The 20816-nt window shown below is 56.0% G+C and carries 15 protein-coding genes and 4 pseudogenes; 4 read left to right on the plus strand and 15 right to left on the minus strand.

Annotated elements, in window-relative coordinates; translation table 11 throughout:
- The 4 genes and pseudogenes from JCM15831_RS21710 to JCM15831_RS20660 form a co-directional block, all read right to left on the minus strand.
- Positions 1-2963, minus strand: a 2963-nt coding sequence (locus tag JCM15831_RS21710) for a beta strand repeat-containing protein (protein WP_232228229.1), incomplete at its 3' end; no start/stop codon positions are given.
- Between the two features lie 210 nt (positions 2964-3173).
- A pseudogene (locus tag JCM15831_RS23110) lies at positions 3174-3395 on the minus strand (IS6 family transposase); the annotation flags it as partial.
- A 10-nt stretch (positions 3396-3405) separates the two neighbouring features.
- Entirely contained in the window at positions 3406-4317 is a 912-nt protein-coding gene (locus tag JCM15831_RS14515; RefSeq protein ID WP_025824811.1) for a replication protein RepA, read from the minus strand.
- A 571-nt stretch (positions 4318-4888) separates the two neighbouring features.
- Positions 4889-5595: pseudogene (locus tag JCM15831_RS20660) on the minus strand (IS6 family transposase).
- A 626-nt stretch (positions 5596-6221) separates the two neighbouring features.
- On the opposite strand from JCM15831_RS20660, the gene JCM15831_RS14525 reads away from it, so the two are divergent.
- From JCM15831_RS14525 to JCM15831_RS21215, 3 genes and pseudogenes are all read left to right on the plus strand, one after another.
- Positions 6222-7259, plus strand: coding sequence for an AAA family ATPase (locus JCM15831_RS14525; protein ID WP_025824812.1), 1038 nt, complete (start codon positions 6222-6224; stop codon positions 7257-7259).
- Positions 7256-8149, plus strand: coding sequence for a ParB/RepB/Spo0J family partition protein (locus JCM15831_RS20665; RefSeq protein WP_084490730.1), 894 nt, complete (start codon positions 7256-7258; stop codon positions 8147-8149). The genes JCM15831_RS14525 and JCM15831_RS20665 overlap by 4 nt, the downstream gene beginning before the upstream one ends.
- A 485-nt stretch (positions 8150-8634) precedes the next feature.
- A pseudogene (locus JCM15831_RS21215) lies at positions 8635-9333 on the plus strand (IS6 family transposase).
- A 247-nt stretch (positions 9334-9580) separates the two neighbouring features.
- Here JCM15831_RS21215 and entS read toward each other — a convergent pair.
- The 9 genes and pseudogenes from entS to JCM15831_RS14580 form a co-directional block, all read right to left on the minus strand.
- Complete coding sequence (entS, locus tag JCM15831_RS14540) at positions 9581-10825, minus strand: enterobactin transporter EntS (RefSeq protein WP_025824815.1); 1245 nt, start codon at positions 10823-10825, stop codon at positions 9581-9583.
- A 223-nt stretch (positions 10826-11048) separates the two neighbouring features.
- Complete coding sequence (locus JCM15831_RS22045; protein ID WP_232228230.1) at positions 11049-12620, minus strand: thioesterase domain-containing protein; 1572 nt, start codon at positions 12618-12620, stop codon at positions 11049-11051.
- 14 nt (positions 12621-12634) lie between these two features.
- A pseudogene (locus JCM15831_RS19545) lies at positions 12635-13054 on the minus strand (IS6 family transposase); the annotation flags it as partial.
- A gap of 100 nt (positions 13055-13154) precedes the next feature.
- Positions 13155-13559, minus strand: a complete 405-nt coding sequence (gene vapC, locus JCM15831_RS14555) for a type II toxin-antitoxin system tRNA(fMet)-specific endonuclease VapC (protein WP_025824817.1) — start codon at positions 13557-13559, stop codon at positions 13155-13157.
- A complete protein-coding gene (gene vapB / locus JCM15831_RS14560; RefSeq protein ID WP_456303436.1) occupies positions 13559-13786 on the minus strand; it encodes a type II toxin-antitoxin system VapB family antitoxin in 228 nt (75 codons plus the stop codon). Before vapB ends, vapC begins: the two co-directional genes overlap by 1 nt.
- Positions 13787-13889: 103 nt before the next feature.
- Entirely contained in the window at positions 13890-14855 is a 966-nt protein-coding gene (locus JCM15831_RS14565) for a hypothetical protein (protein WP_025824819.1), read from the minus strand.
- Between the two features lie 352 nt (positions 14856-15207).
- Positions 15208-16008, minus strand: coding sequence for a hypothetical protein (locus JCM15831_RS14570; protein ID WP_025824820.1), 801 nt, complete (start codon positions 16006-16008; stop codon positions 15208-15210).
- Positions 16008-16703, minus strand: coding sequence for a hypothetical protein (locus JCM15831_RS19550; protein ID WP_025824821.1), 696 nt, complete (start codon positions 16701-16703; stop codon positions 16008-16010). The genes JCM15831_RS14570 and JCM15831_RS19550 overlap by 1 nt, the downstream gene beginning before the upstream one ends.
- A 1-nt stretch (position 16704) precedes the next feature.
- Positions 16705-17712: a tyrosine-type recombinase/integrase gene (locus tag JCM15831_RS14580; protein WP_025824822.1), complete on the minus strand. Its 1008-nt coding sequence runs from the start codon at positions 17710-17712 to the stop codon at positions 16705-16707.
- Between the two features lie 172 nt (positions 17713-17884).
- Here JCM15831_RS14580 and JCM15831_RS14585 point away from each other — a divergent pair, with 172 nt between their 5' ends.
- On the plus strand, positions 17885-18598 hold the full coding sequence (locus JCM15831_RS14585) for an IS6 family transposase (RefSeq protein WP_373277668.1): 714 nt from the start codon (positions 17885-17887) through the stop codon (positions 18596-18598).
- A 118-nt stretch (positions 18599-18716) separates the two neighbouring features.
- Here JCM15831_RS14585 and JCM15831_RS21725 read toward each other — a convergent pair whose 3' ends face one another.
- Both JCM15831_RS21725 and JCM15831_RS19555 read right to left on the minus strand, forming a co-directional pair.
- A complete protein-coding gene (locus JCM15831_RS21725) occupies positions 18717-18869 on the minus strand; it encodes a hypothetical protein (protein WP_156938925.1) in 153 nt (50 codons plus the stop codon).
- Positions 18870-18982: 113 nt separating this feature from the next.
- Positions 18983-20497: a ShlB/FhaC/HecB family hemolysin secretion/activation protein gene (locus tag JCM15831_RS19555; RefSeq protein WP_025824824.1), complete on the minus strand. Its 1515-nt coding sequence runs from the start codon at positions 20495-20497 to the stop codon at positions 18983-18985.
- Positions 20498-20816: the final 319 nt, after the last annotated feature.

Below are 20816 nucleotides of genomic sequence, written 5' to 3' on the forward strand. Positions count from 1 at the left end.
CCTGACGTATACCCGATAGTATAGTTTGAAAGCCCGGATCCCTGGGCATTGGACGCCGTGATGCCATAGGAGCCAACAGCACTGCGGGATGTCGCATCTGTGGCAAGTGTCACGGCTGACACGGTATCACCATTGACAAGGCCGCTTGTGGTAAAGGCCGCGTCATCCAGCGCAGGGGTCTGACCATACGTGCCGTTCTGGTTGCTGGCCGTGATGCTCAGCGTGGCAGGATTGATCGTATTCGACGAATTATATAATATTTGATAACCAGGCGCCAATATACCTGTACCGTATATTAATCCGGTAGATCCTGCATTGCTCGAAGATGACAAAACAGGACTATGCCAAGAAACAGATCCGGAAACTTTACTTGATGCATCATTCCCAGATTGATCTATGTATCTGATATTCGATACTGCAATGTCACTCGATCCATATGTTTGGGACAAGGTCGCCATTACCCGAATATATGGCAAATTAGCAAGAACCGGGTAAAGAGAACCATTCACCCAAGCGGATGAATCAGAAAAACTATTTCCACTTCCTGATACAAGAGGACCATTGGTAAGCCACTCTTTTGTTGTTAGTCCAACTGCGCCGCTATTGTTACCACTGCCAATTCCAGAAGCAACATTGTCAGTGTTCCAGTACCCATTGCTTACTGAAGCACTATTTGTACCTATAAGTCCACCCAAATAATTGGACCCCGTTGTGCTTGTTACCTCTCCGGCCGCATAAACATTTGTAACTCTCGAGTTCTGGAATGATTGTCCGATTAATCCACCGATGTATCCTGAAGCTCCTGTAACATTGCCGCTTGAATATGAATTATTCACAGTGCCACTGTAATTGAATCCAACCAATCCCCCAACAGTCCCTGACGAGTTTGAGTTACTAACATTACTATTAGAGTAACTACTTTCGATTCCAACGTAGTTTATTCCAACCAAACCTCCGCTTCTGCTTGATGTAGAGCTTCCATTCACTGTAACGGTTCCAGAAGAAAAAGAATTGTTTATGCTTCCATTAGCATATCCGACCAGACCGCCGATATTACCTCTCGTCCCGGATCCAGTATCAGTAACATTTCCTATAAAGTAGCTATTGCTTATAGATGCAGTATTGCTATTGATTACTCCGACAATACCTCCAACAGATCTTGAGTCAGCGCTACCCGTCCCTGTAACATTTCCATTTATAACGCCAATATTTTTTATTGTTCCTCTATAAATAGAGGAGAATAATCCAACCTGCGTAGAATTAGAAGAAATTGTTAAATTTGATATTGTATTGCCGAGACCATCAAAAATAAGCGACGTAACGCTTGAGCTTACACTAATTGGAGTAAAGTTTGAGATTCCTGAAGCGTTTAGCGATTGCACAAGAGCATAAAGACCTGAATTTGTAAGGCTCTGAAGTTCGGTTAGATTTGATATTAGGGTATATGATTTTCCATTTATATTAAGAGGGCTACTAGCAGATGAAGACTCCATTGATACGTTATCGAATCTTATAGCACTTCCATTATTATAGTTTATTGTAGTAGAGCTTCCAGTATTGTTTGCATTGTTCGTAGTTATTGTTAGTTTTCCAGTGCCGGAAACAGTAATTCCTGAATTCAGAGTGATATTTCTATATGCACTGAGTGATAAGGTACTGCCCGAGCTCCACGATATTGGTGCATTGAGGATAATATCACCGTTACCCGCGGCACTCGTACCTGCTCCAGTGGCCGTAGTCGCTGTTGTCTCTTGGGTAACGTCAGTGCCACTATTCAGCGTGCTGCTGATCGTATCGGCCGCGTTGGCATCGATGGTCAGGTCATCAGGATCGAGGAGCCACTGCCCGCCCACACCTGCATCGATCGTGGCGTTACCCAGATCCATCGTATGCGCTGAGGTCTCGATCTCGCCGCCCGCACCATTATCCTTGCCGCGCGCCTTCAGCGCTGCTCCACTGGCAATGGTCGTGCGCCTGGCAAGATTGACCCCGCCCATCGCATCCGTCCCGACCAGGACCTGACCACCTTTCCTGCCCGATTGCGTGGCAGACGCATCGAGCACCGCACGGCTGCCCAGAGACACCTCACGCCCGTTCGCCCGGATCGTTCCGCCTGCACCGTCCTGCGTGCGCGCCGTGACCGTCGTGTCCTCAACCGTCACAATGCCATGCGGCGCCGTCAGCCAGACCTGCCCGTTGACGCTACTCGTACCCGTCGCCTGGATCAGCCCGTCACGATTGCCCGCCAGCGCATAGACATTGCCCCCCGCAGCCGCAAGACGCGCTGCCGCCGCCTGGATATGACCCGTATTGGTCACATCGCCTTTGGCAGTCGCATCGGTCTCGACATAGATCCCGTCAGGGCCTTCCGCCTCGCTCAGGATCACCCTGTTGCCCGCAGCCAGCGCCACCGTGCCATTGGCCGCACTCACCGTGCCGCTATTGCTCACCGATTGACCGACCAGAACGACGTTGCCATTCGTGCTGGTGATCCTGCCCTCGTTCTTCACCGTGCCCGAGGATGTGCCCGACAGGGTAAGGCTTTTCCCCTGCATGAAGGCGCTATCGCTCGCATCACGCGTTGAAGCCACAAAGCTGCCGCCTGTCGCAACAGACCCCTTGGGGCCGATCACCACGCCATTGGGGTTGATGAGATAAAGCGAGCCCGTTGCCCCGAGATGCCCCTGAAGCTCGGACATCTGTGCGCCCGTCACCTGGTTCAGCGTGGCACCGCTCCCGTTCTCGAACTGCACCGAATGACCCGAGGCAATCGAAAAGCTCTGCCAATTGACGACGCCGCGCGTGGTATTCTGGGTAACGGTCATGGCCGTGCCGGCTTTACTGATGGCGCCGCTACCCGCAACAAAACTCCCTGCGCTTGGCAGCGATTGCGCCGACGTTAAACTTGGCGTGAGCGCAGTAAACCCGAATAGGAAGAACTGTAACGAAAAATTACGATTCATCAAATCTAGCACCAATCAACAATGTTCTGGAATTTTTACATTTTCGGAAGGAAACGACATTGGCGGCACAAGTTTCTCAAAACTAGATTTTTTTAGTACCTGTATTATCTCAGACACACTTGAAGGCTTAGAATAGTTCGATCTTGTTGAAGAGCATCAATGATGTCACGTTAACTGATGTGAGGTAGGCGACGCCCGGGGGATGGGTATTCAAGCGCTGAGAGCGGTTGCGTTATTCCATTGGACGAGAGCCCGGACACGATGGATGTGCCGGAGAAGAGCGGTGGCAATGGAGGCGGGTGGGACAAAGAGATTCCGGATGGCTGAAAAAACGGAGACGAAGCGCTGTCACCCGCCGGGCGACCGGAACTTGTGCATGACCCGCTCCCGTAGGGGAAGGTAGCTGTTCTCTGCCTGGTTGTTCATGCCCTTGGGCCCAGCTCTACTTGACTGCGTAGATCTTGGGCTGCACGGGAGAGCGCGACGGGTAAAGCGTCAGCCCTGTATCACTTGCATGGACTTTCGCGCCAGGATAAACCGCGCACGCGACCTCTAGGTTGTCGAGAAAGTTTTTTTTAAAGTGGCTCAGTTTCCCGACCGAGTTTCCGAATTGAACCTTCAAGGCGTTCCAGGATATCGGCGTAGGTTTCTTTAAGACATGTAGCCGGTATGAAAGCCAGCAGTAAATGTCCAGAGCCTGCGAATGGCCACTCAACAGTTTGATGGCGGCTTCGTCGATCGGGAAGGGGTGCCTTACAAGCTGCGCGTAGAAGGTTTCGGATAGGATTACGCGGTCAAGGAATTTCGCTCGATTACTTTCGGTGGTAAAGATGCCTGAGTCGATGACGTTCTGGTTAATGAGGCCACTGGTGTCGCCGCCGTGAAACTCGAAAGATATGCGGCAGCGTGCAATACGATCGGCCTGATTACGCACGTCGATCAGGGTCTTACCGCCAATGGACATTCCCATCTTTTCGAGCCAGGAGCAAAGGCTTGATCCGAGATGTACCTCACGGTCTTTTCGACGTAGCGCCTCGGTTTGCAGGAACAGCATAATCATGCGTGCCTTGGAGCCATAGGGAACGCCTACATGGACTGCGGGTTTGTCAGGAGCCATCCTCACACCAGGCTGGATGACCATCGATGCTCGTTCTGTATTGATTTGCCAGACTGCGTCATCCGCGATTCGTCGATGAGGCAGAGTGACGTAAGCGAATCCGGTATAAAGGAAGCTGTTCTCGGCTTCTTCCTGAGCCAAGTACGACGATGCCAAGTCCACGATACGTCGATCGTTGCCAAGGTCTAGCGCCATTTGTCGGCCATCGCGGGTGATGATGTCGTGTAGCGATTCCATAATTCAACCATGACACAGCCGTAGAGGACTTGTCCCACTGGACTTTTGCGGCATGGCATTTTTGCGACATGTCGCTACACTCAATTTACGACAAGCTATTAGTAAAATTATTAGTAATTTTGTCTATTAGTATAGCCGCAAAAGTCCAGTGGATAACCTTGTTTTTGACGAGTCGTGGCCGCGAGAGTCCAGACGTTAAGCCGCTAAAATCCAGATTGAAGCCGCAAGAGTCCAGTGGATAACCTAGCTGATTTGTGGACAAGATCGTGTGGGGGGAGGCCGCTAATGTCCAGCATGATGATATTTCAAGCATCGAAGCGCGGGAGTGTCGCTCGATTCCTTTGCTAACGAGCCGCTAAAGTCCAGTTTATTCGCGGCTCATCTCCCAGCCGGTGTTCTCATTGGACTTTAGCGGCCCTAGCCCCGGTGCTGTCATATTAACTGACACTTTTATGCCCTGAGAGCAGTCGCGCTATTCCATTGGGCGAGAGCTCTGAGACGATGGATGTGCCGGGAAAGGGCACTGTTGCAAAGTCTGGCACGGGTTGAGTTTGGTCAGATTCCGGGTTTTTCAGAAAGAGTAGACCCCGAACTGCCTTTCCATCAGCCGCACTTCTCCCATAATATCCTCCTGGAACTGGCAGAGCTGAGCCTGCCCCTTTTTCAGGACGCGCATGACCTCGAAACCTTTGATCGTGGCATAGGCGGTTTTCAGCGTTTTGAAGCCGCGCACTGGCCGGATCAACTGCTTCAGCTTACCGTGATCGGCCTCGATCACGTTGTTCAGATGTCGGTGCGTCACTGTATCCGGGACCTTGCCGTCCTTTTTGAGTTCCGCGATCGCTATCCCATAGGTCGGAGCCTTGTCCGTATTGATCGTCTCGGGCTTCTCCCAATCCTTCAGTCCGCTCACTGCCTTGCCCAGGAAACGTTTGGCGACCTTGGCGTTCCTGGTTGGTGACAGGTAGAAATCAATCGTATCGCCGTCCTTATCGATTGCCCGATAGAGATACTTCCATTACCCTTTGACCTTGATATAGGTCTCATCAACCCGCGAGCTGCGAGAAAAGCCTGGACGTTTCCAATACCAGCGCAGGCGCTTTTCTATCTCGGGCGCGTAGCGCTGAACCCCCGGTAAATCGTGGAGTGATCAACACTCACGCCACGCTCAGCCAGCATGGTTTCAAGATCCCGGTAGCTGATCCCGTAACGACAATACCAACGAACCGCCCACAGGATCACCTCACCTCGGAAATGTCGTCTCTTGAAATCGCTCATACGCAATGCCTCACACCCAAACTGAAAGCGGTTTCAAACAAGGGCACCAACTTTACAACAGTGCCCCGGAGGATGCGGTGATCGGAGAGGATCCGGGATCGAGATTTTCTTTTCTCTCTCCCTTCTCCATCTCCGGCACCGGGACGCGGCGACAGGGTTAAGCTCGGTGCACTCGCGCGCCGGCACCGCAGCCACGCGCAGCGACCGCCGGTCGTGAGTATGGCGAGGAGCCACGGCTTAGCCATGACGGCGGGTTCTGCTCCGCCTCTCTCCTCTCTCCCCGTTATTTGCTTTTCAACGACGTCGTCTTGAGAAAATGGAAACCACTGCGCACCTTGAAAACCCACACCGCAGCGCAACGAGGCATGACGCGTCGTTTTGTATTGCGTCGTCTAAAAGGGTGCCTAGTGCAGAAATCGAGGCGCTTCGTGCCGGAGGAAACTGCATGCAGAGACGCACAACGGCTCTGCGTGACACTTTATCGCAGGCGTATCCGATTGGAAGATCCACGTTCTGAATTCAGAACACCCTTCAGCAGCGAGGATCGGTCAACCTTTTCTGAAACAGGTTGACTTATCAGGTTGGCCTTTATAGCCTCCATGCAGATATAAACGGGGATCTTTCACATGCAAGGCGACGAGTTCAGAACAGCTCGCGAAGAGATGCGTCTCTCTCAAGTGGAAATGAAGGAGATACTCAATACGCGTCTAAGCCGGTCATACGATAAGTCACGCGTGAGTCGCTGGGAAAATGATCGCGAACCAATTCCCGGCGAGGTATCCCGCCTCATCATCGATCTTCTCGATCAAAGACGTGCCAAAGCTCGCATTATTGCGTTCGCCAATCAGAAAGGTGGGGTGGGCAAGACGACCAGCGCACTTAACATCGCCTCCGCTCTGAAAAGGGCCGGACAACGAGTACTGCTTGTGGATCTCGACCCGCAGGCCTCAGCTTCCGACTGGCTACTGGGCCACGGGTCCCTCCAGTGCTACAGGGCGGGCCGCTCGATCTATCATGTCCTCCTCAAAGATGCGGACATCAAAAACGCTATCATTGGTGTAGATGAGCCGATCGTCGAGAACCCCAGATCCTTCGATCTCCTCACCAGCCATATCGATCTCGCAGAAGCGGATTCACGCAGAGAACCAGGCTTTGAGCGAGCACTCGCGGAGAGTCTCGAGCTCGTGACCGATGATTACGATTTCATCATCATCGATGCACCACCCAATTTGGGTCTCATGACCTACATGGCCTTGGTTGCTGCAGACTTTGTAGTAGTTCCAGTGCAAACAGAGCCGCCCGATGCAATGGGTGTGGCACTGCTGCTCGATACCATCACGAAAGTTCAGAGGCGACTCAACCCTCTGCTGAGAGTCACCGGCATCCTCCCCACGCGCTACAATGCGAAGCAAGCTGTCGATCAAGAAGTCCTTCGCCACCTGATTAAGTATACCGCAGGTCGCGCGGCGGTCTTGGAGCCCGTCAGCGAGAGCGCTGTTTTCGGAAATGCTGCCTGGTCAGGCGGGATCGCCGTTGACACGTCTCCAAGGTCGAAAGCTATCTCACCTTATCTCCGCTTAGCTTCCGCAATGGCAGCAAGGGAAACACCGCATCTTGCAGTCTTGGATCACAATGAAGACGATCACGATGAGGATATGCCGTGACCAGTATCATGAAGCGCAAAGGTCCTTCCCGAATGATGGAGACTATGGGGGCACGCGTCCAAGATCTCGGCCACGGCTTCGTTCAAGCAGGCGGAATCAAAAACCATAGCTTTGAAGTCGATACGAATGATGTATGTCCTGATCCGGATCAACCTCGGAAAGTTTTCAGGGAAGAAGAGCTTAAGGAGTTGTCCGAAAGCCTCAAAACCCATGGACAGCTTTCTCCAATCATAGTTCGTCGAGATGAAACCAAACGAGGTAAATGGATCATTATTGCAGGGGAGAGGCGGTGGCGGGCTGCAACTAGGGCTGGCCTGACGACACTTTTGGCAATCGAAAATAGTGGACCCGAACAAGTGCTCTCACTGATCGAAAATTTACAGCGAGAGGATCTGCATCCCGTCGAAGAAGCAATCGGTGTAGCGAAAGTCGTTGCAAGCAACAGCTGGTCTCAAAGGGAGGCTAGTAGGCAACTCGGGAAAAGTGCTTCCGAGGTAAATGGAATGATTGCCGTTGCTAAGCTTCCCGAAACTTTCCTGCAGAGTGTTCTGAATTCAGAACATCGTATAACCCGAAACCTGCTTGTCGAATTGGCACGTCTACCAGCAACTGCTGACCGAGAAGCCCTGATGGCCAAATGCTTGATGGGTGAGCTTACAATACCGACGCTGCGCACAGCGGTGGCAAGTGGTGGATTGCAAGATCAGGACGCAGAGCGCTCTAGTGGAGAGGAATCTAGATCGCCCAAAGGAAACATAATAAGGCCGAAGTCTTACTTCGCTAGGGTCCACAAGAATCTCACCAAAATAGCTGCTTTGTCACTAGATCACGAAGACAGGAGAGCTGCCGAGACCCTGTATTTGGCGCTGGGGAAGATTTTGGGACAGTAGAATAGTGTAGCGCTAAAGACCGATCAACATGACGACGTCTCATTGAAGCTTCTTTGAGAGTGTTCTGAAATCAGAACACTCTCAAAGACTAGAACTTGCTTGCCAGTCTTGATATACATACCCGAACAGCCTGATCCATTCATCTCAATGGACCAGGGCTTGAGCGGATGGTTCCCCTAGCCGACAAGCACGATAAGAACATTGTGAGGTTCTGGCCTCTCGACCAAGGACGCCTCATTGAGATAATTGCAGTATCCATAGGACGTCATTAAGTCCCTCGTTTATAGACCCGCCCCAACTCAAGGCTAGAGAGATAAACGAACGGTGGGACAACATGCGTATAGCAATCGGAGAAGATTGAGCGTAGTTGGATTGATAGGAAAGTCAAAACCGGCTTCGACCCGGATTAAGAGCCTTTACACTGGCCTCGTCGATATAGGTCTCGAGGTGCTGTCACATTAACTGAAGCGTGGTAGCCACCCTGAATGAGGCAAGCGTCAGTGAGCTACAAACGACACCGTTTCCCGCGCGAGCTGATCGCGCACGCGGTCTGGCTGTATTTCCGGTTTCCTCTGAGCTTCCGGCTGGTCGAGGAAATGCTGCTTGAGCGCGGGATCATCGTTTCGTATGAGACGATCCGTCGATAAGGCCTGAAGTTCGGTACGGCCTTTGCCCGTTCCCTGCGGCGCAAGCCGGCCAGGCGCGGGGATGTCTGGCATCTGGATGAGGTGCGGATCGTCATCAATGGCAAACCCCACTGGCTGTGGCGCGCGGTCGATCAGGACGGCTATGTCCTCGACGAAATCCTGCAGTCCCGCCGAAACACGAAGGCGGCGCGGCGCTTGCTGATCCGACTGCTGCGCCAGCAGGGTGTCCGTCCGAAGCGCCTGGTCACCGACAGGCTCGGCTCCTACGGCGCCGCGCAGCGCGAGCTGCGCTCGTCGGTGAAGCACATTTCCCACAAGGGCATGAACAACCAGGCAGAGAACAGCCACCTTCCCCTACGGGAGCGGGTCATGCACAAGTTCCGTTCGCCCGGCGGGTGTCAGCGCTTCGTGTCCGTCTTCTCCGCAATCCGCAATCTCTTCGTCCCACCCGTTTCGAGCGACACTGCACTCGCCCGGCACATCCATCGTGTCCGGGCTCTCGCCCAATGGAATAACGCGACCGCTCTTAGCGGCTGAATATCTCTTTCACGGGCGTCGCCTACCTCACATCAGTTAACGTGACATCACCCATTGACGCTTGCCTCATTCAAGGTGGCTACCACGCTTCAGTTAATGTGACAGCACCGATGGAAATGTCGTCCCTTGAAGTCACTCATACACCATGTCCCACGCCAAAACCGTGGCCGGTCTCAAACAGGAAGGCCGACTTTGCAACAGAGCCACATTTAGTCATGTCGACCGAGGCGGCATCAGCATCCAGTCTTTATTTGGGCTCAACACTGAAGATCCGAAAAGTCGGTTTTCTCATCCAGATAGTAATTCCAAGCAAGATAACGGTTAGGGTCCCACCGAATATGACTAGAGCGTGGAGCAAGCCGGAAAGGGCTACCAAAGCGCCCAACGCTACGGTTCCAACTGAGTCACTGACAACGTCTTGCATGCTCCATACGGCGCTGACTCTGCCACGCATATGGTCCGGTGTTTGACGCTGAACCGTTGTGAATTGCAGTAAGGCCGTAATAGAGCTCGCTACGCCGACAACGAGCAACGCAGGCAGCAAAAGTGCTGTGTGGGGCAGCATGCCCAGAGAAGAAACGACTAGACAGCACAGTGCTGCTGCGGTGATCAGTACTCGGATCGGTGTCGCACCATTGGCGAAAGAGGAGCCACAAAGAGCCCCCAACATCGCGCCTGCCGGAACAGCCGCGTACATTGCCCCTATCGCCGTAGGGCCTGCTTTTAGCCCCTCCGCTAAACCGGGGAAGACAACGCGGATTGCGCTGCACATGGTCTGAACCGTGCCGATCAGGATGACGCCTGCGATGACAGGATGCGTCACCAGAAACTTCATTCCATCTCCCAGTGCTTTGATCGGATGGGCGGACGCCATGTCACTCATGGCAGGATCAGGACGCAAAACAGGCAGGCTGAATAAAGGGATGACCGCTGAAATTGTGCCGATCCCGGCAAGCAGATAGTTTGCGGCAACGCCCTGCGTTGCGATCAGTAGCCCCCCAACAAGCGGGGCAAGAATGGCTCCGATGCGTGTCGTCAACATAGAGAGGGCGCCCGCGACGGCCAGATCCTTCTCTTCGACGAGTGACGGAAAGGCAGCCATGAGGGCCGTCATGCTAATACCGCCGAAGAAACCATCCCAGAATGCGACGGCATAGATCAGGAGCAGAACCGGGTGAGCCAGAAAGGCATTGAGAGTCAGAACCAGAAAGCCGATACCACACAAAAAACGTGCCGACAGGATGAGGCGTCTGCGATCGTAACGATCAGCAGTGACGCCACCCGTCAAAAGGCCGAGAAATGTCCCAAGGCCATCAAGCGCCAGCGCGAGGGAGACAGGGAAGCTTGCCCCTGTAAGGGTGTGGATTTGCACCGGGACGGCGACATTGAGGACGCCGAGAGAAAAGACTGACATCATCCGAGCCAGGAAGAGGCGACGGAAAAAGACATTTCTTCGCAGAAGGCCGAAATCGAGGGAAAATAAGCGGGCCAAATGGGGCGTCCTTCAAAGAGCATGTCGACGGCAGGCTTTGGCCTGCGTCGAGGGAGGGATCGAGGGCATGGGGAACTTCAAACGACGATCTTTGTGATGAGCTTTTCGAGTGTCTGTCGTAGGATCGGGCCTGAAACGGCGAGGCTTTGTGGTGAGAGGCTGTCTTCATGCGCGCAGCGGACATCATGGCAGCACAGCGTTTTGACTTGGTCCGCCCATGCCGTCACAGGTCCCACCCTTCGGGCATGCCGATCCGTGCCGCGAAGAGAAGCACCGTGCCATCGAAACGCGTGGTACGAGCCTGCGAAAGCAGCGTCACGGCGTCAGCATAATTGGCGACGATATCCGCAAACATCGCGTCTCGCGACGCGACGACCTCTGTGTCTTCTTCAGCGTCGGGTTCGAGAAAGTGAAGACGTTCGCGCTCAACCTCAGCTTCAGCCTCGTCTTGCGTCGGTCCGGTCCAGTCCTGTCCTTCGGGGGGGTAGGTGTCGAACAGCGCAAGAAGCTCCACGCTTTCCCCTTCAGCCCGTAGAGTTGCGGCAATCGCATGGGCCATGGTCCCACCGAGCGAATAGCCGATGAGACGATAAGGGCCGCGCGGCTGCAGGCGCCTGATGGTCGCAAGGTGACGATCGCACGCAGATTCCAGCGTATCGCAGCTCGCGATCACGCCATTGGGGCGCGGGGACTGGAGCCCGATCAGTCCCATTCCGGCCGGCAGGTAGGACAGAATACCGGTATATTGCCATGCATATCCTGACGCCGGATGGATGCAGAAGACGACGCCCTCAGTCCCGACAGCACGAAGCGTCAGGATTTCACCCATCCCTGACGCATCGGGATCGGGGAGACTGTCTGACGCCAAACTTTGTGCCAGACGCCCAACAGTTGATGCCGCAATGATTTGACCGACAGAGACAGGCTTCTCCAGTTTCTGTCGCAGAAGGGATGCGAGACGCATGGCCAGCAAAGAGTGTCCTCCAAGCAGGAAGAAATCATCGTCAACGCTACGGACCTCCTGTCCAAGGAGAGATTCGTAGCTTTCGGCGACGATCATTTCGATGGTCGTTTGCGGTGCCCGTGCCTCGCTGGAGTCCAAAAGGCTGGGCATCGGCAAGGCTGAACGATCGAGTTTACCGCTCGGCCCCGTAGGCCAATGAGAGATGACGACAATTGCAGCAGGAACCATGTGGGAGGGAAGTGTCTCGGAGAGACGATTTTTCAATACCGCAGGATCTAGGGCTCCGGCATCCACGTCAGGCAGGACATGGGCGACGAGCTGCCTTGAGTCGAGATCGGTTCGAGACGTCGCCCCCAGAGCCAGTGCAGAAACCGATGCCTGTGCGATCCCAGGAAGTTCGCGAAGCGCGTGCTCGATTTCGGCAAGTTCGATGCGTTGACCCCGGAGTTTGATCTGATTGTCGGTTCGTCCCAGGTACATGACTGTCCCGTCTTCGGACCAGCAAGCCAGATCTCCGGTTCGATACATCCGCGCGCCGTTTCCTTCCGGGTTCGCCACAAACCGCGTGGCGGTGAGGTCCGGACGGTCGAAATAGCCTTCTGCGAGCTGGATACCAGCGAGATAGAGTTCGCCTGGTACACCGATCGGCGTCGGGCGGAGATAGCTATCGAGGATATGAAGCTGCGTGTTCCAGACAGGGCGGCCAATCGGTACGCTTCTTTCATTGGCGACGCGGGCTGCGGGGAAATAGGTTACGTCCACTGCTGCTTCGGTCGGACCGTAGAGGTTGTGCAGTGAGGCTTTGAGCCATGTCTGGCAACGTCGTGCCAAAAGTGTATCCAGAGCCTCTCCGGAGCAGAAAATGTGACGCAGGCTCGGACACTGATACGGCTGGGGCGTAAACCCTGCCGTCTGGAGCGTCGGGTCAACAGACGTCTTGCCGCTTTGGTATTCCGCCGGGTTTACAGGATTTCGTCGAGAACATGACCATTCTGATCGACCGCCCGCCAAAGCCAGTGAAGCTTGTCACGGATCACGATCCGCACCTCGTCCAGATACCAGAGATCACCAGGCCGAGCCTTCTTGCGTCGCAGAAAGCGGACATAGGCTGTCCCGAACTTCAGGCTCCATCGACGGATCGTCTCATATGAGACGACAATTCTCCGCTCGAGCAGCATTTCTTCGACAAGGCGAAAGCTCAGCGGGAAGCGGAAGTAGAGCCAAACCGCATGAGCGATCAGCTCACGAGGAAATCGGTGCCGTCTGTAGTTCACGCATGACACTTTCATCACCCGCGTCTAACACGCCACAATTTACGCGACATCACCGGTTTTGTTCTTAATACCAGACAGACCGTTTTCTACCCTAATCTGCCGTCCAATCTTCAGAACGCAAACCATCTACTCGCGTAAATTCTCGTAGGTTTCCGGTCACGACGACCAGTCCCCTGCTTCGAGCGTGTCCGGCAATCATCAAATCGTATGGGCCGATGACGCAACCCCGCGCTTCCAGGTCCGCCCGAATTTCAGCCGTATGGGCGGCGGCGTCATTATCAAACGGCAAAACAGACAGACGCGCTGCAAAATGCTCAACCTCAAGTCGAATTTTTTCCGGAGAGTGAGATTTTTCGGCTCCGTAAAGAAGTTCGTAGAGTACGACGTCCGAGATACAGAGTGTCTCGGCGTTAACATTGAAGCGTTCGCGCAGACCCTTCGGACGATCGCGCAGGACGCGGATGCAAAAGTTTGTATCCAGAAGATAACGAAGCATCAAAAGCTTTCGCGCTCCTGCATCACGGGCTGATCGCGTTCAGGCAATGGAGTGCCCGGAGCGGCAAAAAAATCGTCCCATGCAGCATTGGCCGGAGCGATGATGCGACGCTTACCGTCCGGGATGATCACGACGTCTTTTAGGCTGACGTCAAACGCAACCGCTTTAGGAAGGCGCACGGCCTGGGAGCGATTGGACAAAAAGAGCGTCGTCCGGGTAAGCATCATAACCTCCACAGGGATATGCAAATAGTATATCCAATCTCTTTCTGAGTAGCAATGAGTTTTGTGGGGTGATGTCACGTTAACTGAGGCTGCACCTCATTGTATCTCAGCTCTGTTCAGAGTTGGGCACCCTTAGTCCTTTACGTTCGAGCTCTGCGAGGCGGTCTTCCATCGTGTCTGTTTCCAGCCCGGCCGAATACCAGGCACCACACAGTTTTTGCTCCTCCCACGTCTGTGTACGTGCATTCGGGCCTGTTTGCCGTTGGTGATAGAGATATCGCCAGCATCTCAGCCAGTCCCTCTCTTCTTCAAATGTCATTTTGAGCGGAACATGTTCGAGGCCCGGTTCACCAATCCGGTCAGGTCCGAGCCGCCAGTCGCGATGGGACTTCTCGGTTGCGTCGCACCATGCCTGTGTGATGATTTTGACGTCTCCCCAGAGCTCGCGAGGAAGTTGTCCGGGCCAGCCTGCGTCTGATCGCTCTAGGTCCTCGGGCGACGGATCGTCCATCAGCTCGACAAGCGGTTGCTCCTTCCTACGGTAGTGGACATCCGGACGCATCGGGTGGGCATATTCGTGTGGAGTTCCTGCAGGGCGTGGTGGCTCGGCCCTTGCCGTCTCGAAATCGGCTAAGGTGAGCTTCTGCGCTGGCTGGGGTCTCTGCTGGTAGGCGGCTGGTGCTCTCGATCGTGGCGCGGTGGGTGCCTTGCTCGGGAACGCGCTTTCCTCCGCCCGCGCCTGGGCTATCGCAGTAGCTTTTGCCGCCCGTTTCCTGGCCCTCGACACAGCTTCGTCGAGCACCGCTCTCTCGCTCGCTTCGGCTCTCGCTTGCATCGCTTTTTTCACTCTGAACCATGTCTTTTTCACCGTGGCGGGCGTGGCAGGCGTTCCGTCTCTGCCTGTTATTCCCATCGTTGCTAGCTGCTCTGCGAAGGGTTCCCAGAAGATCCGGTGCGTCTTTTGTCCTTCGCTGAGCTCTGAGAAGTGCTTCTCAAGATACTGGTATACCGGTGAGGTAAGCTTCCCCGGTTGCGGGGCGTTTCGGCGGTCGCTTTCGGTCGTCTGATTCATGCCGCAATGGTAGGTTGGTGCGCTGCGCATCGTCAATTGGGAGGGACACATCGGGGACACATCGGGGTCACATGGTCAGGTCGATTTGATCTAACACACAAATGCAGACTTTCAGTCTGTCGATCATGCGTGATTTGGACCCTTTCAGGCTGAGGGCGTAAAGCAGGCAAAGAACCGAGGAGGGTGGCGCATGCTGAGACCCTTTTGAGGGGATCCCTCTATGCCCACGAAACACGAGATGTCCGGCACCAACACGGCCAATCATCTGCTCAACGCTCCCCCTTGCGAGCGGCCGTGCAGGATCACGTTCCTGGAGGGGTCACTATGGAGCGGGTTGATTTGGAGATGCCGGTCAATCGGTGGGGGAGGGGCGGCTTACGGTAATGGGTGCCCAGTCGAGATCCTGTTCCAGGGTCAGCGCGCCTTGCCTTGCCAGCTCCAGACTGGCACTGAAAACGCTTGTCAGGGCGGCGCGCGGTCGCAGCCACGAACAGGTCCCGACGCTTTCAGCCCCGGGCAGATCGGGCTTGAGATGCTCCAGAGGGATGTGGGACTGCGTGCCGTCTGCAAGCCAGGTCCGGATCCGTTCTTCAGCGGGTGCTGCTGTCCACCGAAAGCGTGTGACAGGGCGATGATAGGACTGGTAGTCCTCGATAAGGGGAGGGGCACCGAGCAGGCTCATGGCGGCCCACAGGAACTCGACCCTGTCAATTTGCCCACAGACCTCTGTGTGGGTCAGGATAGAGGCCTCTGACGCCCCTTTGGGAAACACGTCATATCCAAGACGCGGACGGTTCTGCAGCCAGTGGGCCAGCTGCTGCGCTGCCAGTAGCGCGTCCTCGCGGTGAGGCAGGCTGGCCCGGTTTGTGACCGATGTGGCTTCGGGGGGATGAAGAGGAGACAGGTGGGCCGAACGCAGCCAGATCAGCCACCCTGTCAGGACGATCCAGTCCCCTGCCTGACGCGGCGCGTGAGCCAGTTCGGCCTGTACGGCCCGGGTGAGCTGATCGATCATGTCAGACAAGGAGAGTGTCGTCAGATCGATGCGATGCGTACGTGCAAGGGCGACCAGCTGGGCGAGACTGCCTTCGAACCCTGTGACACTCAGACGGGGAGAGCGATCCTGGGGAAGGTCGTCCGGCTCTGCCGTCATCAGAACCCGATCCGGCTGGTCAGAACCAGAGTGAGATCCGGCCATTCTTTCCGGAGTGTGTCGATCGCGGGCTGTGGTGACGTTGTCTGCGTGTAAAAACCATAACAGCAGCGATCCTTTCCAGCTTTGGAAGACCGTCTGCGTGGTGATCCAGGTGGTGATCCTGCGGGCATCAGGGTCACCTGGCGCAGGGCATGGGTGATCCCCCAATGGGTCTTCAGCCATGTCTGTGCCCGGGGATCGTCGTGACCAAGGCACAGGATCTCCGGCGGGACGGGCAGCAGCGCATGCAGGTCAAGAGCACAACGCTGGTCCGTTCCGATCAGGGACAGGGTGTGCTGATGCCGCGCCTCGGCACGATCGCGGAACTGGCGTGCAAGCACCCGGCAGCCTGGCAAGGTCAGGCTGCGCGTGTGATCGGCAAGCAGCATGAGGAGGATGTCTTCTTCAAGACGATCCGCATCAAAGGCCCAGGGCGCGACACCAGGACCTCGGGCGGCTTGCTGAAAAGCTGTCAGGGTCGTTTCCGGGCCTGTTATCTGCAAGGTATTGGCCAGCCATGGATCCGAGCGATCCGTGCTGGCCAGAGCCGCATGATGATCAAGCCTGCGACGTCCTGGCACGGGATCCGGCTGGGTACGGGAATGTGTCGGGGCGGGACGGGCAAGGGGGTCCCAGGGGAAGCGGAGATCCATCCTATAACCCTAGCAGGCCGGCCGGGCTTTCGGAGATCAGGCCGGCGCGGCGCACATAGCCCCGCATCGTGCGCAGATCCCTGTGTCGCGTATGGGCCATGATGTCTTCGTCCCTGATCCCGCGCTCATAGGCTTCGGTTATGAAGCCGACGCGCAGCGCATGGGGGCTGAGCTGATCGAGCGGAATGCCGGCGGCCTCGGCGCGTCGGGTCAGGATCCGCTGGACGGCGTAGGGACGAAGAGCGGTCTCGGCGACACGGCCTGCCACGCTGATCCGACGAAACAGGGGACCGGCCTTGCGGAGGGCGACAGCCTGCCAGCTTTCAAAGGCCGTGACCGGGCAGGTCTGAGGCGTGCGGCCACGGGGCAGGCCCAGGGTCGCGCCCTTGCCGGTCGCATCGGTTTTACTGCGGGAAATCGTCAGCATGATCCCGGTCTGGGTGACGAGAAGATCGGTCACCTGAAGATCGACAATTTCAGAACGACGCAGGGCACCGCTGAACCCCAGCAGGAGCAGCAGCCGATCCCGGCGTCCGCGGGCACTCAGGTCACAGGTCTGCAGGAGCGCACGCAGATGGTCCAGGCTCAGCGCGCGCGCCTGGCGGGGGGCTTGTGCATGGGCGCGCAGGATCCCGCGAAGCGGCCTTTGGATGGCCTGATCGGCAGGATCCCAGGGCAGGGTGTTATAGCGATGCATCTTGCCGATTGCGGCAAGGCGTCGACGTAGCGTGGCCGGGCTGAGCGTGGTCGCCATATCCGCGAGATAAGCCCCAACGGTCTCGGGCGCTGCGGGGGCGCAGACAAAGCCGTGAGCCTCACACCAGCTGGCGTAATGGATCCAGTCCGAGCGATAGGCTCTGAGCGTATTGGCCGCATCGGCTGTGCGCGCATAGGTTTCGGCTCTGGCCAGGGCGGCTTCGGCACGGGCGGCGATCGCATCTGGTGCCACAAGCGCTGTTATAGCGGGCTTTTTTGTCAGTGCCGAGGACGGCGGATGATCTTCTTTCATGAGCAGCCCTTCCGGCACGGCACAGCGACAGAGGCGCAAAAGCCTGTTGGAATCCTAGCGAAGACCAGGAGACAGGACAAGTTTCTCTATTAGGAGCGATAAGGGGCATTATCACCCCTAACTGAATCGAATACCGGTGAAGGGTGATGTCACATTAAGTGCGGCGTGTTAGATGCTGGTGATGAGGGCGTCATCTGTGAGCTACAAACGGCACCGTTTTCCTCGCGAGCTGATCGCTCATGCTGTGTGGCTGTATTTCCGCTTCCCTTTGAGCTTTCGTCTTGTCGAAGAAATGCTGCTCGAGCGGGGCATTGTTGTCTCGTATGAGACGATCCGTCGATGGAGCCTGAAGTTTGGAGCGGCCTATGCCCGCTCCCTGCGTCGCAAGGCGGCGAGACCGGATGATATCTGGCACCTGGACGAAGTGCGGATCGTGATCCGTGGCAAGCCTCACTGGCTGTGGCGGGCGGTCGATCAGGATGGTTATGTTCTCGACGAGATCCTACAAACCCGTCGGAACGCCAAAGCAGCCAGGCGTCTTCTGACCCGGCTGCTCAAACGGCAAGGCTTGCGCCCCGGTCGTATGATCACTGACAAGCTGAAATCCTACGGGGCAGCAAGGCGCAAACTTGTTCTCTCGATCCGGCATCTCTCGCATAAGGGTCTGAACAACCGGGAAGAGAACAGCCATCTGCCGCTGCGAAAACGTGAGCGGGTCATGCAGAAATTCCGCTCACCGGGCGGGTGTCAGCGCTTCGTCTCCGTCTTCTCCGCTATCCGTAATCTCTTCGTTCCACCCGCCTCCATCAACTCAGCTCTATCCCGACACATCCATCGTGTCAGGGCCTTCGCTCAGTGGAACAACGCAACCGCTCTCAGCGTCTGAATATCCCTTTCGCGGGCGTCGCCTGACTCTCTTCAGTTAACGTGACATCACCCATCGCCCCGTCGTGTTTTGGCTATGATTCCTGAACCTAAAGCAGCCTAATCTTTTCTTCCTTATCTCAATACCCGACGGTGAGAGAGAGGTTACCGAAGGCGCCCTTGTTACCGAAGAGGTTCTGCGTGATGGGGCCGGAGATGCCACGCAGACGCCAGCCGACATTGAAGGTGAGATTGGCGTAGCGACCGATCACGCTGTGCAGGTCCAGACCCACGCTCGACAGATCCGTCGCACTGCGGACACTGGGAATGGACTTGACCTGCGTGACGTGCCCGTAATCGAAGAAGACGCCGATCTGCTCGCTGTCACGCAGTCCAGAGCGCAGGCTCAGCGGGTCCAGCAGCTGAAGGCCGGAGCACGCAAGCCGTTGGTGACACTCACCCCCTCACTGCCCAGCGCCGTATCCGTGTTGTAGCCGCGCGCCGTATACAGACCGCCCAGCGCCAGCTGGTTGCTGTACATCAGATTGGTGCTCGAAACCTGCCCCGTCGCCTGCAGGATCCACGAGAACTTCGCCGGCAGCCAGGTCGTGCGTGTCAGGCTCAGCGAGTCATAGACATAGCGATCATTGGCACCGGTAACGAGCACCTCGAAATTCCGCCGGCGATTGGCTCCGGTCAGACCACCGGGGCTGAAGATCAGCTGGTTCTGAAAGCTCGTCTGACCCCAGGGATCGTTCATCGCCGCGTTATAGATAATGGGGAATTGCGCCACTTCGGCCTGGCTGCCAAAGACGTTGATCCCACCGAATTCAAGCGTGTTGTTCGTCGTCTTGAAGTCGAACCCTGCCTGAATGTCGTGGATCAGACGCATCCTTTTCCCAAAAGAGATCGTCGGCAGGTCGTGAATATAGCGAAAGCTCGCCTGCCCGCTGCGACCGGACTGCCCAAGATCGGGGTTATCGGGGCCGAGATCGGGCTTCTGCCAGGCATAGGACCCAAAGACCTGTATATGATCCTGCCACGGCAGCGGCGCCGTCCAGGTCAGGGCATGGCCGCTATACCGGTCGCTGACAGAATGCGTGAACTGATAGGACAGGGTCTGCCCCAGACCCGCAACATTGCCCCAGGTGCCGCCCACAGCCCATTCCGACTGACCCAGAACCGGAACGCCTGCATTGTCGTAAGACGCATAGACATGCAGCGGCAGGCGATCCTGCGTCTGCAGGATGACGTCTGTCGTGCCCTGCGTCTGACCCGCCGTGAAAATGGCATCGGTGTTGCGGAACGGATTGGTGTTCAGGCGATCGAGATCTTCCTGCACCGCATTCAGGGTCAGGATCTGGTTCGGCTTCAGACCGCTCTGCTGCACAATCAGCCTGTTCGAGAACCAGCGATTGCCCTTCGTCCTGACTTCACCCAGACGGTACTCCGTCACAAGGATCTGGATCACGCCATTGCTCACATTCTGCGGCGGGATCGTGAACGTCACAAAAGGATGTCCCTTGCTCCGGTAGAACGCATCCACCTGACGGGCAATCGCATTCAGATCCGCAAACGTCACCGGCTTGCCGAGATGCGCCGACAGCGCCGTCTGGATCGATCGATCCCCCAGAAGCGGCAGGGATGCATGCGAGATGCCGCTCGGACCAGGCTGTACGCCTGTGGACTGCACATCCTGGCTGCGTGACACAAAGACCAGCCGCTTGAGGGACGATGTCACCAGAGACCCCGTCTGCGGCAGCGGGTTCTGACCCCCGGCAGGCGGGGCAATCACCGCAGGCTGCGCCGGTGACGCAAGCTGTTTTGGCGCAAGGCGGCTATATGCCTGAGCATGTGCCGCATGCGGCATCAGAACAGGGAAAAGAACGAGCGCAACGCCCGAAAGGAGAAACGAGCGCATCACTGGGCTTTCTGCAGCTGGTTGGAGACAGACGGAAGGAGAGAGAGCACTCTGTAGTTCGCAGATGTGTCTGACACATTCATCGGGTGAACCGTGATCAGCGGAGTCTTTTTAACGGTCAGGGTCGCTCTTTGATTGGCACCGAAGATAATCGAGGTCTGAGACGCGAATGGTGTGCTCGACGGCAAAAGCATTACCGTTTGGAGAAAGCTCACGTTGGAAGGTGTTGTGATTGGTGTTGGCCATAATATGGACGCACTAGCCGCAGCACCCGGAGCAATAGGTTCTGGTTCTGTCGGAAGCGATATTTTCAAAATGG

It is taken from the genome of Asaia astilbis JCM 15831, from assembly GCF_000613845.1.
Classification (GTDB): Bacteria; Pseudomonadota; Alphaproteobacteria; order Acetobacterales; family Acetobacteraceae; genus Asaia; species Asaia astilbis.